The organism is Nodosilinea nodulosa PCC 7104 (assembly GCF_000309385.1).
Lineage (GTDB): Bacteria > Cyanobacteriota > Cyanobacteriia > Phormidesmidales > Phormidesmidaceae > Nodosilinea > Nodosilinea nodulosa.
The window spans coordinates 4,667,724-4,679,842 of sequence record NZ_JH976537.1 but is presented as its reverse complement, the minus strand read 5'-3'; the positions used below and the strand labels follow the sequence as shown (position 1 = coordinate 4,679,842).

General features: G+C 59.7%; 13 protein-coding genes and 1 other RNA gene. 2 read left to right on the top strand and 12 right to left on the bottom strand.

The annotated features are described in order from the left end of the window. Window positions 1-152: 152 nt before the first annotated feature. From nblD to LEPTO7104_RS0121740, 3 genes are all read right to left on the bottom strand, one after another. Window positions 153-350, bottom strand: a complete 198-nt coding sequence (nblD, locus tag LEPTO7104_RS0121750; RefSeq protein WP_026072946.1) for an NblD family protein — start codon at window positions 348-350, stop codon at window positions 153-155. Window positions 351-457: 107 nt separating this feature from the next. Beyond that, a complete protein-coding gene (gene cofG, locus LEPTO7104_RS0121745; RefSeq protein ID WP_017300705.1) occupies window positions 458-1,471 on the bottom strand; it encodes a 7,8-didemethyl-8-hydroxy-5-deazariboflavin synthase subunit CofG in 1,014 nt (337 codons plus the stop codon). A 36-nt stretch (window positions 1,472-1,507) separates the two neighbouring features. Then, entirely contained in the window at window positions 1,508-1,885 is a 378-nt protein-coding gene (locus LEPTO7104_RS0121740; RefSeq protein ID WP_017300704.1) for a rhodanese-like domain-containing protein, read from the bottom strand. Window positions 1,886-2,313: 428 nt separating this feature from the next. Between LEPTO7104_RS0121740 and mutL the strand changes: the two genes are divergently transcribed. Beyond that, complete coding sequence (mutL, locus tag LEPTO7104_RS0121735) at window positions 2,314-3,978, top strand: DNA mismatch repair endonuclease MutL (protein WP_026072944.1); 1,665 nt, start codon at window positions 2,314-2,316, stop codon at window positions 3,976-3,978. A gap of 11 nt (window positions 3,979-3,989) precedes the next feature. Here the strand turns inward: mutL and LEPTO7104_RS0121730 are convergent, their stop codons facing one another. The 9 genes from LEPTO7104_RS0121730 to LEPTO7104_RS0121695 all read right to left on the bottom strand — a co-directional run bounded on the left by LEPTO7104_RS0121730 (window position 3,990) and on the right by LEPTO7104_RS0121695 (window position 11,987). After that, window positions 3,990-5,192 carry a glutathione S-transferase family protein gene (locus LEPTO7104_RS0121730; protein WP_017300702.1) on the bottom strand — a complete coding sequence of 401 codons (1,203 nt, stop codon included), beginning with the start codon at window positions 5,190-5,192 and terminating at the stop codon, window positions 3,990-3,992. Between the two features lie 115 nt (window positions 5,193-5,307). After that, window positions 5,308-5,952, bottom strand: a complete 645-nt coding sequence (locus tag LEPTO7104_RS0121725) for a response regulator transcription factor (protein ID WP_017300701.1) — start codon at window positions 5,950-5,952, stop codon at window positions 5,308-5,310. A gap of 416 nt (window positions 5,953-6,368) precedes the next feature. Continuing rightward, complete coding sequence (locus LEPTO7104_RS34835) at window positions 6,369-7,034, bottom strand: fasciclin domain-containing protein (RefSeq protein WP_225887025.1); 666 nt, start codon at window positions 7,032-7,034, stop codon at window positions 6,369-6,371. 653 nt (window positions 7,035-7,687) lie between these two features. Next, on the bottom strand, window positions 7,688-8,332 hold the full coding sequence (gene ccmP, locus LEPTO7104_RS0121715) for a beta-carboxysome protein CcmP (RefSeq protein ID WP_017300699.1): 645 nt from the start codon (window positions 8,330-8,332) through the stop codon (window positions 7,688-7,690). A gap of 117 nt (window positions 8,333-8,449) precedes the next feature. Then, window positions 8,450-8,794 (bottom strand): hypothetical protein, encoded by a 345-nt coding sequence (locus tag LEPTO7104_RS0121710; RefSeq protein WP_155523728.1) that lies wholly within the window; start codon window positions 8,792-8,794, stop codon window positions 8,450-8,452. Between the two features lie 418 nt (window positions 8,795-9,212). Further along, entirely contained in the window at window positions 9,213-10,268 is a 1,056-nt protein-coding gene (locus LEPTO7104_RS0121705; RefSeq protein WP_017300697.1) for a Gfo/Idh/MocA family protein, read from the bottom strand. Continuing rightward, window positions 10,243-10,971 (bottom strand): ribonuclease III family protein, encoded by a 729-nt coding sequence (locus tag LEPTO7104_RS0121700; protein WP_017300696.1) that lies wholly within the window; start codon window positions 10,969-10,971, stop codon window positions 10,243-10,245. Before LEPTO7104_RS0121700 ends, LEPTO7104_RS0121705 begins: the two co-directional genes overlap by 26 nt. A gap of 51 nt (window positions 10,972-11,022) precedes the next feature. After that, window positions 11,023-11,399, bottom strand: an RNA gene (rnpB, locus tag LEPTO7104_RS37525) — RNase P RNA component class A. Between the two features lie 42 nt (window positions 11,400-11,441). Next, complete coding sequence (locus tag LEPTO7104_RS0121695; RefSeq protein ID WP_017300695.1) at window positions 11,442-11,987, bottom strand: hypothetical protein; 546 nt, start codon at window positions 11,985-11,987, stop codon at window positions 11,442-11,444. Between LEPTO7104_RS0121695 and LEPTO7104_RS42440 the strand changes: the two genes are divergently transcribed. Continuing rightward, the gene (locus LEPTO7104_RS42440) at window positions 11,986-12,114 is read left to right on the top strand and encodes a hypothetical protein (protein ID WP_264308715.1); all 129 of its coding nucleotides are present in this window, start codon (window positions 11,986-11,988) and stop codon (window positions 12,112-12,114) included. The two genes, LEPTO7104_RS0121695 and LEPTO7104_RS42440, sit on opposite strands and share 2 nt — an antisense overlap. Window positions 12,115-12,119: the final 5 nt, after the last annotated feature.

The following is a 12,119-nucleotide window of genomic DNA, read 5'->3' as shown; positions in this document are numbered from 1 at the left end:
AATATGCCGACTCTTCCAGCTCGCCTGGCTCCCTAGCTCCCCTGCTCCCTCGCAATTGGCCATAGTCGCCACCCCTATGCCGCAGTCTACTAGCTAGATCTAGGGGTGGACGATGCCCTGGGCCTGAACGACTTCGGCGCAAGGGGCTTGCTTTAGTATTTGGGGCTGGCGGTTTGGCTCCCGCCACTTTTGTTGATGCAGCCAGGCCGATCGATATGTCGGCAGACTTTGGCGTACAGCGATTTGCGGGTGCCCGGCGGCCCCACAGAAAACAGGACGCGATCGCCCCCCACGCAGCCCACCAAAATTTTGACATTGCACAAGGGGCAAGTTTGCGGAGGATCTGCCATCGCCATCAACCGTAGACAACTGGGGAAGGGCGCAGCCTTCTATTTTCAGCATCCTATTCTGCGGATTGGCCCGCAAGGCTTTGCAACTAAACGATAACTGGTCGGGTTTAGCTGCTCGATCGCCAGTTCTGCACCAGCGATCGCAGGTCGTCTGGCAGCCAGACGTCGTACTGGGGGTAGATTGGCAGCCGGGGCCGCAGCTGCCAGCCCGCCGGGGCGATCGCCGCCGCCAGCGACTCCGGCGTGGGGTGGTCGTAGTCGGGGTTGACCTCATCCACCGGGCTAATGCCGCCCAGGTCCGTGGCACCCGCTGCCAGGCAGGCCAGCAGCCCGCTCTGGCTCACCAGGTTGGGGGGAATCTGAATCGTCACCCCTGCTGGCAGCGCGGCCTTTGCCAGCGTCACCGCCCGGATCAGGGCCGCTTCGCTCAGCGCCATCCCCGACTGAAGCTGGCGCTGCCCCGGTCTGTGGGGTTGCAAGATGACTTCTTGAATGTGGCCATAGCGATCGTGGATGGCGGCGATCGCCCCCAGCGCATCGACCCAGTCGCTCTCGGTTTCGCCCAGGCCCAGCAGCAGCCCGGTGGTAAACGGAATGCCCAGTTCCCCCGCCTGAATGAGCTGGCTCAGGCGCAGCTCAGGGCGCTTGCTGGGGGCGTGGCGGTGGACGGTATCGAGCAGTTTGGGCGTCACCTGCTCCACCATTAGCCCCATGGAGACATTCACCTGGGCGAGCTGGGCCATTTCGCCCTGGCTTAGGGGACCGGCGTTGGTGTGGGGCAGCAGCCCGGCCCCCAGGGCCAGCTCGCAAATGCGGTAAATGTGGTGCAGCCAGTCGGTGCGGCGGGGGCTGCCGGGGGCCACCTCACCGCTGAGCACCAAAATTTCACACACGCCCCGGCGGCGCAGAAGCGGCAGCAGCTGGGCTACGCTGTCCAGGCTGAGCCAGGGCGACTGACCCGGTTCAGCTCGAAAATTGCAGTAGGTGCAGCGGTTGAAGCATTCGTAGGTGGGCACCAGGGTATGGGCGCGGCTGTAGGTTGCTACCCGTTGGTGAGACCTGCCCACTGCCGCAGGGCGATCGCTGCCCTGCCCTACGCCGATAGGCTGCTCCGTACCCATGCCACCGCACCCGTGCCAATCTCTAACGTTGCCAGTTTAGGCGATCGGTGAGGTTATCACTTCCACCGGAAACCCGGCGGCCTTCCAGGCGGCTACCCCGCCGCGCACGATGGCCACGCGGGAGAACCCCGTCGCCCGCAGCTGCTCGGCCACCGCAGTGGCCTCATCGTCAGTGTTGCTATAGATATAGAGATCGCGGGTGACCTCAAAGCAGTTTGATGCCGTGGCCATTAGCGTGTCTACCGGCATGGAAATAGCGCCAGTGATGTGGCTCTGGTTGAAGTCGGCGCGATCGCGCACATCAATAATCGTCAGGGCTGGTTCGCCCCAGTCGAGGCGCTCCTTGAGGTCGTAGACGCGCGACTCAGGCCGCAGGGGCGAAGGCTTGGGCAGTAAGCCAAAAATGCGATTCATGGTGAGGAGGATCCTAGGGAAGGCATGCTCCTGCAATGTAACAAACCTTAATGGGTCTCGCAAACTTTTGTGGCGAAACGTAGACAAAGCCATCCCTTGATTTGCTCAAATTGATTGAACAAATTCAATTGATTGCCCTGAGAGAAGCCTGGCGCTCTGGGGCGGAAGTTTGAGTACTTTGCCTGAGAGCTAGGGGGCGGGGGATGCCAGAACGGTGGGTATATTTCAGCTTTCGGATGTTAGGTGGGCTTTTCAGGGCCTCCGGGCGCTGGCTAACCCTTATCCAACGCACAGCCTGGAGGATGCCAAGACTGCCCTCGATCCTTTGTACTGGTCCAGGCTTCTCGCAGTAGCATTAAAGGAGTAGCCTTCGGAGATCTGTTCCCATCACCGCTGCCCGCCCGCCTAGCTCATTCCCCGGCCAATCTATTCAACCGCTGCCGGGGGAGGTCATTCACAGCATTGCTGCCGGAGAGGTGATTGATTCTCTGGCCGCAGCGGTGCGCGAGCTAGTCGAAAACGCCCTCGATGCCCAGGCCACCCACATTACCATTGACCTCTGGCCGGAGCAGGGGCGGGTGCAGGTGGCCGACAACGGCACAGCCATGGCTTTGGAAGATCTGCACCGGGCGGCCATACCCCACAGCACCAGCAAAATTCGCACCCAGGCCGACCTGTGGCAGGTGCACAGTCTGGGGTTTCGGGGCGAAGCCCTGCACAGCCTGGCCCAGGCCGCCCAGCTTGAGATTTGCAGCCGCCCCCCCGGCGATGAGTCGGGCTGGCGGGTCGCCTACTTGCCCCAGGGAGAACCACTGACAACCTATCCGGTGGCCATGGCCACCGGCAGCGTCGTTACCCTGGCAAACCTGTTTGGCCGCTGGCCCGCTCGCCGCCAGCGGCTGCCCGCCATCCCCCGCCAGCTTGCCCAGGTGCAGCGGGTGATTCACCACTGCGCCCTGGCCCACCCTGCGGTGACCTGGGCCGCCCAGCTCAACGATCGCCCCTGGCTGGCCCTTACCCCTGGCTCCAGCGCTCGGGGCCTGGTGCCCCAGATCGTGCGATCGGTGGCTGAGGCCGACTTACACGAGGGCTGGCGGCCTGCTCCTGGGGCCGACGCGATCGGCATGGATACCGGCATTTATGGCTTAGTCGGCCTGCCCGATCGCTGCCACCGCCCCCGACCCGACTGGGTCAAAGTTGCGGTCAACGGGCGAATTGTAACGGTCCCCGAACTAGAGCAGGGCATTCTGAATGCCTTTCGCCATACCCTGCCCCGCCACCGCTATCCCCTGGCGTTTGTGCATCTCACCGTTGCCCCCAGCGACATCGACTGGAACCGCCGCCCCGACAAATCGTCCCTCTACCTTCACCGCCTCGAAGATTGGGCGACACTCTGCCAAGGTCATATTGAGGCTCTGCTCGGACGGCACGCTGCCGATCTGCCCGATGCCGGTCAGCAGCAGCGCATCACCCAGCTGCTTAAAGCAGCGGAACCGAGTAGCGCCTATGGCGTGGCCGAGTTGTCGGATGCGTTGCCCTATCGCGATCGCCCGGGGAGTTTGCGGGCGATCGCGCAAGTCCACAACCGTTATATTTTGGCCGAACAGACCGACGGGCTTTGCCTGATCGAACAGCACATTGCCCACGAGCGCGTCCTCTACGAGCGTCTGCAAGCTCGGTGGCAGCTGGTGCCGTTAACTACGCCAGTCGTGCTAGAGGGGCTGAGGGAGAAACAGCTAGAGCAGCTTCAGCGACTAGGGCTGGTTCCCGAAGAGTTTGGGCCAAATCGCTGGGCTATTCGGGAAGCCCCGGAGCCATTGTGCGATCGCGACGACCTGCCCGACGCGCTGCTTGAACTCAGCCTCGGCGGCAACCTGGATACGGCTCAGGTGGCGATCGCCTGCCGCACCGCCATCCGCAACGGCACCCCCCTGGATGTGGCCACCATGCAAACGCTGCTGGACGACTGGCAGCGCACCCGCAACCCCCGCACCTGCCCCCACGGCAGGCCGATCTGCCTGACGCTGAGTGAAACCAGCCTGGCCCGCTTCTTTCGGCGCAGCTGGGTGGTGGGCAAAAGCCACGGGATTTAATCACCCCTCACCTACGCCGCAAAGTTGGCCGGGTCTTGGTCGCGGCGGTGGCGAGTGGGCAGCGGATCGGGCTGGGCATCCCCCGCCAGGGCAGCGGTGGCCTCCAGGGCTTCGCGCAGGCGCTTGGCGGCGTAGATCGACATATCGCGGGGCACATTGATGCGATCGCGCAGGTAGCGGAGGGCGCGATCGCTCCCCGCCGGAGGGTTGCAGACATCCCCCGTGATCAAATGGGTCAGCGCACAGCGCAGGGCCGGATCAATTACCTCGCGATCGGCCGGATTCACCTTCATAATATTTTCTCGGTGCTTTAGCGTACGGGCCAGCGCCTCAGCCCAAGAGGTTTCCGGTTCGGGGTAGGCCACATCGGGCAGGCCAAACCAGGGGCCGAGGTCTACCTGGGCCTGGTTGCGACGGGTTTGGGGCAAATCATTCTCGTAGCAGCCGCCCATCTGCGGCGGCAGGTCATGCACGTGGGTATGAAAATCGCTCTGGGTGCCGCGATAGGTGGGGCGACTCTCTAAGCCATCAAACCAGTCGCCCAGGCGAGGGTTCTCCTCCCGCAGGGAATAGCCCTTGTAGTAGTAGAGGCTGGCGTTCATCCTCTCCACATAGGGCACAAACACCACATCGGCGGTGCTAAACTCCGGCAAAAAGAAGGGGCCGGGGGTGCTGGCCAACGCCTGCTCAACCCGCTGCACTACCCCCACAAACTGCTCGCCCGCCCGCTGGTCGGCGGCAGCTGAACGGACCGGCTGACACAGCCACATACACCAGGCCCGAAACAACAGCCGCTCCAGCTGGCGCAGGGGCACCACCTGCGGGTCTTTCATGCCCCAAACCAGTGGACCAAAAGCGCTTTCTAGCGCCAGCAGAATGTCGTCGCTTTCGGTGATCATCTGCCCATCTAGCTCTAGGGCGGGCAGCATTCCCGAAGGAACCTTGCGCTTGTACCAAGACTCTTTGTCGCCGTAGCAAAACATCGTGACCTTTTTGATCCGGTAGGGCACCTGCTTTTCTTCCAGCCACAGCCAGACTTTTTGGCAGTAGGGGCACCAGGCGTGGTTGTCGCGGTAAAGGGTCACGCGCACCGCCGACTCGGGCTGGCCAAACAGGCGCAGCTGAGCCTGGGCATTGGTGGGGCCATTGGCGTAGTCAACGGAGAAATCGGCCATGTCTTCCAGGGCCGACCAGCTCAGAGGGGCAGAGGTCATACAAACGCAAGTGCTAGTAGGTCTTCGGTTTGATTTTGACAGACATCGCTCCATCCCTACTCATCTACCCGCCAACTCATCCACCCATCCACGGTCAGAGATGGCCCAGGTAGGGTTAAGCCTTGTTGTTTTCAATCGCCCAGCGGGCCAGTTCGGTGCGGTTGTTGAGGCCGGTTTTGCCCAGCATGTTGCTGACGTGGCTCTCAATGGTGCGCTGGCTGACCTGAAGCTCGTTGGCAATCTCGCGGTTGGCCATGCCCCGCGCCACAAACTGCACTACCCGCAGCTCGGTGGGGGTCAGCTCGACATCGAAGGGCACCTGAATCATTGGGCTGCCGCCGCCTTTGATTTGCTGCTTGATCAGCCGCGATGCCTGTTTTAGCGAAGACTCTACCTGGGCCACCAGTTCCTCTGGTTCAAAGGGCTTGACCATGTAGACATCGGCACCGGTATTGAGCCCTTTCACCCGATCCTGGCTTTGTCCCTTAGCCGATAAAAACAGAATGGGAATCCACTCGGTCGAAGGATTTTCCCGAACGTGGCGCACAAAGGCGTGGCCGTCCATCTCCGGCATCATCACATCACAGATAATCATGTCTGGGATGGTGTCTTCCAGCATGTCCAGCGCTTCGCGACCGTTGCCCGCTGTGTTGACTTCGTAGCCACGAAACTCCAAATAATCCTTGACCAATAAAATCAAGTTGGGGTCGTCGTCAATTAACAGAAGCTGCTTCTGGTCGCCGGGAGTAGAATCCTTCATGCTCTGACAATCACCGCGATTAGCCTATCGTTGAAATCAAATCTATGCCCCTGGGGCACAGTATGCCCGTTCGCCATCTGTGTATTCACACCGATGACGAAGCACTGACCATTTTGAGCCATACCTTTTAAATCTTTGGCCGATAAAGGCTCTGCCCATACTGCTGATGATACTTCAACAAACTAATATCAGCGTGCGTTGGCCTAAGACCGGCCCCAGGCGATCGCGCTCTGGCGGCCAAATTTAGCGTCAAACCGCTGCAAGCATTTCAGCCTCGACCAAAGAACGGTTGTCCCCAAAACCCAGGACAACCGTTTGGAAGGGGTGCTCAGCGACCCCTAAAGGTGCAATTCCTGCCTTTAGGAGCCTTTTCTCAGCGTTCCAGGAAAGGCTTCCAAAGACAGTGTTTTAGCGAACTACATCGGTAGCAGAACTGAGTCGATCACGTGGATAACGCCGTTGCTAGCTTCGATATCGCTAGCCACCACGTTGGCGTCGTTTACCTTAACCGACCCATCGTCGACCATTATCGTGATGGGAGCACCCGTGACGCTATCTACTTCTCCAGACTTCAGATCGGTAGAGAGCATTTCCCCATCTACGACGTGGTAGGACAAAAGCTGAGCCAGCTGATCGCGGTTTTCGGGTTGCATCAGAGCATCCAGGGTACCTTCGGGCAGGGCTTCAAAGGCTTCGTCGGTCGGCGCAAACACGGTGATTGAGAGATCGTCGTTGTTCAGAGCGTCGGTAAGACCAGCGGCTTCGATCGCAGCGGTTAAGATCTTGAGGTTGTCGTTGCCAGCGGCGATCTCGGCGATCGATTGCTCACTGGTGTCCGTAGCCTGATCGGTGGCCTCGGGCTGCTCCATAGCATCGGCAGCCTCGGGCTGCTCCATAGCGCCAGGGGCATCAGTGTCAGAGGCCTCGGGCTGCTCCATGGCATCGGGAGCCTCGGGCTGAGACATTGACTGGGCCATCGGTTGAGTGTCGGAGATGGCCTGTTGGGGAAACGCGGCGATCGCTACAGGGGCGGCACCAAATAGCAGCAGACCCAGCGCCATGCGAATTGTGTTCGGAGTCATTTTAAGTTACGTCCTAACAGGGTTTAGAAACTAACTGGCAAAGCAAATTTACATTGCTTTACCAGACCTGAAGAGTTGTAACACGGTAGAAAAGGGCGACTATCTATCTAACGATAGAACTCATTCGTTCCCCAAATTGCCAAAAAATGCCTTTCGGCGTCACAGGTTTTGGCGAGCTATGGCTGTGGCTAGTCTGGTTAAGACATGTTTCTTATGAACGTTCAAACGTTTGAACGTTCATAGGGTTTCTGGATGTCCTAACCAACGTGACTGTTGCTATAACTCTCTGCTCTAAGCTCTTGGGCAGCCATCAGACAGCCTGATCTTCTCGCCACAGCCAGCGCTGCGAAGACAGAAAAAATGGAGAAAAAAGTTAGTGATTCGCCTCGAAAAAAGATTCTCCACAACACCCGGTCGAGACGACTCACAGCGCAGCGCAGCCTGCTGCGCAAAACGCCTGGAGGATAAATGCCCTGAATCTAGTTGACTGTGGCATCAATGGCGGCATCAATGTGGTGACTGTTGCCAACGGCAAGGGAGCAGGGGAAATAGGGAGCCATGCAATCTGGAATAGTCGGTATATTTCAGCCTTCCAGCTCTAGCCAGCGTTTCGGTCAAAGCGCCCAATTTTCTAGATTCCGTTCAGTAGCTCACTATTCGTTGCGCTGGCTATCTTTCTGCTCGCGCCCAGGGACGGCTTCCATCGTGGCCAGCACCGCCTGCTGGGCGGCCAAAATATCGCGCTCTTCACCCCCCAGGTAGAGTCGCCCAAAACTGCCCACCGAGCTAATCTGCAAAATATTGATCAGGGCGGCTTTTTCGGCTTCGTTGGCCGCCAGGGAGGCGTAGGCAGCGGGTTCTACCTCAAACACGTAGAGGGTTTGACCTGCCACAATCATGTTGCCCCGACGGGTGCGATTGATCAGCTGCACATGGTGCGGATCGAGGTTGCGAATCACCTGGCTGGAAATAATCCGGGGCTTGAGCCGTTCGCGATAGGAAGACAGCCCCAAAGCCTGGAGCATGGCGCCGCCTGCGGCGTGGACCTCGCCCTGCTTGCTGGCGTGAATCTCGAGCAGGCCGTAGAGGCGTTCCACAATCAGCGTGCCGGGGCGCACCACGGCGGCCTTAAGCCCAATATCCAGAATGCGGTTGATCTCAATGCCGGGGGAGATTTCTATCCACAGGGAGGCATCGCCGGGCAATGGCAAAAACCCCAGCGATACGGTGCCCATATAGGCCGCATGCTGGGGTTGAAGATTGTCAATGTAAACATAGCTGCGAAGATCGACGCCCAAATCCCGGTATCCCACTTTCCTTCCTTGGTAGTATACCGGGCTGGGGCAACAACGTAGCGCGGCGGTCTGGCGCCAAAGGTGGGGTTCAACTGGCCCCGGGCTGTGGCAAGCCGCCCGTCAAAACTTAGAGCCAAACCCAACTGAAGTCGCGCCCATGGCATCGTAAACGGTTAACCCTAAGGGCAATTTCAGCTCTCCAGACTCATCTAAAAAATTGTCTAAAAAAGGAATTTGCAGCGAGTTGGCCTGGTTCCCTGAGTCAGCATTCTCCTGGGGTCCCACCTGCTGGCCTAGTTCATCGGCCAGGCGGTTAAGGCTTTCTTGACTGTGCCGTTCGACGCTTAGGGCATCGGCCATGGTTTGAGGAGTGGTTTCTAAATCTTGGGAGGCGGCCATAGCCGCTGTAGATGTGCCGCAGATCCCTAGGACCGCTGCCGCCGCAAGCCAGTATGAATAATGCATAGTTATGGGTGTGTGAGGGTAAACAAAGGTTGACGACCAGGAACTTAAACCCTTAGTCTTGACAGACCTCAGCCCTGACAGAAAGGCAACGAGTTTTCTTAGGTATAGCCCGTCGAGTTGAATTGTCAAAGCAAGCTTAATTTTGGGTTCATTAAGTTGCAGGTTCATTAAGTAACGTGTCTAAAGTAGCCTGCAACTAGGTATGTAGACATCGGTCTACCGGTGTAGGTTGCCCGATGTCTGCGTAAAATTACCGGGTTCAGGGCCTTCAAGTTTTGCCCAAGGTTAGGTATGGCCACGCCCACACGGAGGGGGTGAGCCAGTGAAGGCGGGTTTGCAAACGGCGATGGCGGGCAGGCCGCCTTTGGCTCTGACCTTGGGCCGTACGGGTTGGCCGTACCCTGCGGACTCTGACCAACTAAACAGGGGTGATTTCACCGGTCTCGGCGGCAAGGGTAATAGCAGCCATGAGGTCGACTAGATCAGCCGCCATAGGACCTGAGGAGATAGAGGAGGGCTGATTGGCGATCGCCTGGTGCAGAAAGTGGCGGCACATTTCATGGAGAGGCTCCGCCGGGGCGATCGCGATCGCCTCGGCCTGGGGACCCACGGGTACAAAGGGGAACACCTGGGGCTGAAACTCTCCCCGGTAGAGGGTTAGCAGCTTAGTTCCAGGGCTTTCGTCAAGCACTAGAGTGCCGCGATCGCCCACCAGCGATAGACGCCGCTGTTTGTCGGGGTTAGCCCAGCTGACGTGAACCATCACCTCCAGGGGAGAGGAACCGCCCTCGCTGGCCCCATTGGCATACATGAGTCGCAGCCAGCCCACATCTCTGAGTCCTGAGGGAAAGTTTTCCTGGGGCTGGGGCTGCAACCAGGCTTGCCCCCAGGCGGCCACGGCTATGGGCCTTGCGTTCAGCCAGTGGTTGAGGATCGAGATGTCGTGGATGGCCAAATCCCAAAAGACATCAGCATCAGGACGCACAGGCCCCAAGTTTGTGCGGGCCGCGTAGCCGTAGCGCAGGCTGCCCAGCCGCTGACACAGGTCTCGTCCGTGCTGCACTGCCGGATGGAACAGGTAGGTGTGGTCCACGATGAGCTGGCGCTGCTGGGTGGCTGCCAGCTGGCACAGGGCAGTGCTGGTGGCACCCTCCAGGGTGAGGGGCTTTTCGCTCAGCACGTGCAGGCCTGCCTCTAGGGCCGCCCGAATCATGGGGTAGTGGGTACTGGCGGGAGTGGCGATCACCACCGCCCCCAGGCCTGGGTGGGCCATGGCCTGAAGCCAGTCGTCGTAGCAGACAACGGTAGCGGCCAGGCCGTAGCGATCGCGCACCGCCGTCAACCGCTGGCGATCGAGATCTACGATGGCTACCACCCGCGCCTCGGGCAGGGCCAGGAAGTTGCGCAGCAGGTGGGTGCCCCAGCGGCCTAGACCAAAGATGGCGAGGTTAAGGGACTGCAGACAGGGGATCATGGTCAAGGGTTTGACGGAGGCGATCGTAGGCGGCGGCGGCGGCGGCTTGCTCGGCCTGTTTTTTGGTTGGACCGCAGCCGGTACCCCAACAGGTTTCCCGAAACCATACGGTCGATTGGTATCGCTGGGGGGCGCCGTCAACAGCGTGATGCTCGGCGGTATGGTACTGGGGCAGGGCTTTGCTGTGGGCCTGGGTGAGTTCTTGCAGGGCCGCCTTGTAGTTGTGGCGGGCGGGATCTTGTCGCACCGTGGCCGCTAGCTGCTTTAGTGGCGGATCCAGCCAGGGGCGCACCAGACTTAAATTGCGGGTTTCCAGGTAGAGCACCGCCACGACGGCTTCTAGGGCATCGGCCAGGTGGGTGGGCTGCACCGTCAGCCCTGGGCCAACCAGCAGGTAGGGGGCAAGGCCCAGATCCTGCGCCAGTTGCCCTAGACTGCGATCGCTGATCAACACCGAGCGCACCGCTGACAGTTCGCCCACCGAAGCCTCGGGCCAGATCTCCTGGAGGCACTCCGTAGCCGCCAGGCGCAAAACCGCATCTCCCAAGAGCTCCAGCTGCTCATAGTTATAGGCAGCATCTACCGAGCGGTGGGTCAGGGCCTGGTCGAACCGACTCCAGCTGAAGGATTGGGGGACGGGGAGACCCAGGATTTGCGCACAGCGCCGAAGCTGCCCCTGGCGGGGCGAAGAGAGATCAGCCACAGGGAAGTTGGGACGAAACGTGCGGGGGCAAAAGCAGCAGGCAAAAATTGGGGAAGGAGGTAGACATAAGCCGGGTTCTGTTCCCCCGCTAGCGGGGGGGCGGTTATCTATCTGGGACGCCTGTTACCAAACGCCTCTTGCGGTACTCAAACGCGGGGCCGGAAAAAGACCAACCTTGCCCCTTGACCTTGCACCCGACCGGGGTTTACCGAGCCAGCACCTCTCGATGCTGCTGGTGCGCTCTTACCGCACCCTTGCACCCTTACCTGTGTCCTGGGACTATTGCCCTGGGCCATCGGCGGTATGTTTCTGTGGCACTGTCCTCACGGTTGCCCGCACTGGGCGTTACCCAGCAGGTCTGGTCTTTCGGGAGCCCGGACTTTCCTCAGGCTGACGCCAGCCAGCCCGCAACCGCCTGCGCTACCTCCCTCTGATATCTAGTTTAGACCCCCCAGTCGAGAACGCTGCCCCTAAAACAGCAGCGGCGGGCGGCCTTTTTTCTCCACAACTGCTCTGACGTAGCCTTCCCATCGGCCAATCATCCCGTTCCATTCCCCTGTGCCAAAGTATTGCTCGACCTGCTGATCTAAGTCAAACTCGGGCATGTAGGTGCCGACAATGCCCTTCTCCAAAATGCCGTCGGCCATGACACCTTTCTCCCGCAGAATCAAAATTGGCAGCCCTAGCTGAAAAGCCATGGCTGGTTCAATGTGGGCCCATGGGGCAGTCAACCACTGACCATTTATGGATTGTTCACTCAGGGTGTCGATGTCGGTGCGCAGGCGAGCGGTGCCCTTTTCGACAAAAGTGCGGCGAAAAGCTACGGTTATCAGCCCGTTAGATTCAATCATCAGCCGACGGATGGCGGTTAAGGGGGCATCCATGTCATAGTCGGTCACTCCCACCGTGCGTGGTTCTAGGCCCCGGTTCTTGAGGTAGGTGCGAATCTGCCCGATGAATTGCTCCTGCCGCTGGAAGCAGGGAGTGGGAACACTGAGAAAGATGGAGATAGCCATGGTTCAGCTGCAAAACGTTTGGCGATCTGGGAATATGGCGCGATCGCAGTACCTCGACAATACACTGTTCTTCAGCCCACAATCTCGACGCTACAACGCCAAAAAGCCAAAGCCCCGGCGAATTTAAATCCG

Coding starts and splice junctions, on each gene's coding strand:
- cofG (WP_017300705.1), bottom strand. CDS start 1,471: ATGGGTACGGAGCAGCCTATCGGCGTAGGGCAGGGCAGCGATCGCCCT.
- LEPTO7104_RS34835 (WP_225887025.1), bottom strand. CDS start 7,034: ATGACTCCGAACACAATTCGCATGGCGCTGGGTCTGCTGCTATTTGGT.
- LEPTO7104_RS0121705 (WP_017300697.1), bottom strand. CDS start 10,268: ATGATCCCCTGTCTGCAGTCCCTTAACCTCGCCATCTTTGGTCTAGGC.
- LEPTO7104_RS0121740 (WP_017300704.1), bottom strand. CDS start 1,885: ATGAATCGCATTTTTGGCTTACTGCCCAAGCCTTCGCCCCTGCGGCCT.
- LEPTO7104_RS0121695 (WP_017300695.1), bottom strand. CDS start 11,987: ATGGCTATCTCCATCTTTCTCAGTGTTCCCACTCCCTGCTTCCAGCGG.
- LEPTO7104_RS0121730 (WP_017300702.1), bottom strand. CDS start 5,192: ATGACCTCTGCCCCTCTGAGCTGGTCGGCCCTGGAAGACATGGCCGAT.
- nblD (WP_026072946.1), bottom strand. CDS start 350: ATGGCAGATCCTCCGCAAACTTGCCCCTTGTGCAATGTCAAAATTTTG.
- LEPTO7104_RS0121725 (WP_017300701.1), bottom strand. CDS start 5,952: ATGAAGGATTCTACTCCCGGCGACCAGAAGCAGCTTCTGTTAATTGAC.
- LEPTO7104_RS42440 (WP_264308715.1), top strand. CDS start 11,986: ATGGTTCAGCTGCAAAACGTTTGGCGATCTGGGAATATGGCGCGATCG.
- LEPTO7104_RS0121710 (WP_155523728.1), bottom strand. CDS start 8,794: ATGCATTATTCATACTGGCTTGCGGCGGCAGCGGTCCTAGGGATCTGC.